This window comes from Streptomyces sp. RP5T (genome assembly GCF_003933965.1).
Classification (GTDB): domain Bacteria; phylum Actinomycetota; class Actinomycetes; order Streptomycetales; family Streptomycetaceae; genus Streptomyces.
Genome location: NZ_RSAJ01000972.1, coordinates 1 through 1938 on the forward strand (window position 1 = coordinate 1; position 1938 = coordinate 1938).

At 69.7% G+C, this 1938-nt stretch carries 3 protein-coding genes; 1 reads left to right on the plus strand and 2 read right to left on the minus strand.

Annotated elements, in window-relative coordinates; genetic code table 11:
* Together EHS43_RS43565 and EHS43_RS43570 are read right to left on the minus strand one after the other, a co-directional pair.
* A partial coding sequence (locus EHS43_RS43565) for an FAD-binding oxidoreductase (RefSeq protein ID WP_185806662.1) occupies positions 1–826 on the minus strand: 826 nt, incomplete at its 3' end.
* Between the two features lie 11 nt (positions 827–837).
* The gene (locus EHS43_RS43570; protein WP_125195944.1) at positions 838–1491 is read right to left on the minus strand and encodes a rhomboid-like protein; all 654 of its coding nucleotides are present in this window, start codon (positions 1489–1491) and stop codon (positions 838–840) included.
* Positions 1492–1525: 34 nt separating this feature from the next.
* Between EHS43_RS43570 and EHS43_RS43575 the strand changes: the two genes are divergently transcribed.
* Positions 1526–1938: aminoglycoside phosphotransferase family protein (locus EHS43_RS43575; RefSeq protein WP_221740827.1), on the plus strand; the 413-nt coding region annotated here is incomplete at its 3' end.

A 1938-nucleotide genomic window follows, 5' to 3' on the forward strand; every position in this document is an offset into this window, starting at 1 on the left:
CCTCCCAGCCGATCGCCGCCCACTGCTCGTCACTGAGCGGCTCGGTGGCGATCATCGAGGAGTTCATCGGCAACCAGGTCCGCCTCTGGCCCTTCAGCCCGGCCGTGAAACCCTCCGTGCAGCGCAGCACATAAGGCGCGCGGACCGTGCCGTACGGCGTCACCGCATGCTTGGGCCGGATCTCCGTCACCGGCGTCTGCTCATGGACGACCACGCCCAACGCCTCGACGGCCGCCGCCAGCCCCTTCAGCAGCCGCACCGGATGCACCCGCGCCCCGTGCGGCGTCCACGACGACCCGACCGCGTCCGCGACCCGGATCCGCCCCGCCGTCTCCCGGGCGCCGTACAGCTCACGGTCCTTCTCGCCGTACGACAACTCGTGCTCGTGGAAAGCCCGCAACCGCGCCAACTGCGCGGGCGTACGCGCGACTTCGAGCACGCCCCCCTTGTGGATCCCCGCGTCGAAACCCTCCTCCGCGGCCACCCGGACGACCTCGTCCACAGTGCCGTTCATGGCCTTCTGGAGGCGTACGGCGGCCTCGTGACCGTGCAGCCGCGCGTACCGGTCGCGGCCCGCGATGCCGTTGTAGAGCCAGCCGCCGTTGCGCCCGGAGGCGCCGTAGCCGCAGAACCTCCGCTCCAGAACAGTGATCCGCAGGAACGGCACGGCCTTCTTCAGGTAGTACGCCGTCCACAACCCCGTGTACCCGCCGCCGACGATCACCACGTCCGCCGACGCGTCACCACCGAGCGGCTCGCGCGCCCCGGGGTAACCGTCGTCCGCGTACCAGAAGGAGATGCCGCCGTTCACGACCCCACTGCTCATGACCTGGGACGTTAACCCGCCGACACACCCGCTGTCTCCTTCGGATTCCGTGCTCTTTCCCGCCCGCGCACCAGCGGCCGGCACCCGAAACCGATCAGCGCCGACGTGAAATGCCCGAGGTCCGTGAAGGTCCGCCCCGTCACCAGGGGCACCGCGTACACGACGAGCACCACGAACCCGTAGACGTACCGCCACGGCTGCGGAATCCGGTACACCAGCACCGCGACCACCCCGGCCAGCGCGTAACTCACCCCGATGTCCAGCGAGTCCACCGCGGACGCCGGCGCCATCCCGTGCCGGATCCCCCACAACAGCGCCCCCTCGCTGATCAACGTGGCCAGCACATGCGCCGCCACACACACCGCCAGCCAGCGCGCGGTACCCAGCCAGCGCTCGGCCGGCGCGTGAAAGACGGAGAAGAGGACGACGTACGGCAGCCAGTGCCCCCCGTCGATCCACATCGCACTCGACACCAGCACCCGCACCGGATTGCTCGACAGCTCGTGAATGTTGGTCGAACGCTGCCGCAGGAACTGCTCCTCGAACTCCGGCGACATGTGATGCATCGCCACCGTCGTCACGAACAGGACCGCCAGCCACACATAGGTGCCGGGGGCGCTGCGGATGTACGCCCACACCCTGTGGACACCCCGGTTAATTCGCATGAGTCGATTCACGCACGCCGGTAGGGTCCCGCACGTGATCGACATCCCGGAGGAACTGGCGACGACACAGGAGCTTTTCAACGGCGACCGGGGCCGGGAGTTCATCGCCGCACTGCCGACCCTGATCGAGGACTTCCTGGAGCGCTGGGACCTGAGACCGGACGGCTCCCCCATGCACGGCGTCACCGCCCTGGTCCTGCCCGTCCTTCGCCGCGCCGACGACGCCCCGGCCGTCCTCAAGCTCCAGCTCCTCGACGAGGAGAGCGCCGGCGAACCCCTCGCCCTGCGCCTGTGGGACGGCGACGGGGCGGTCCGCCTCCTGGACCACGACCCGGTCACCCACACCATGCTCCTGGAGCGCCTCGACTCCACCCGCATGCTCGCCACCCTGCCCAGCACCCGGGACGCGGTCCTCGTCATCGCCCATCTCCTGGCCCACCTGACCGC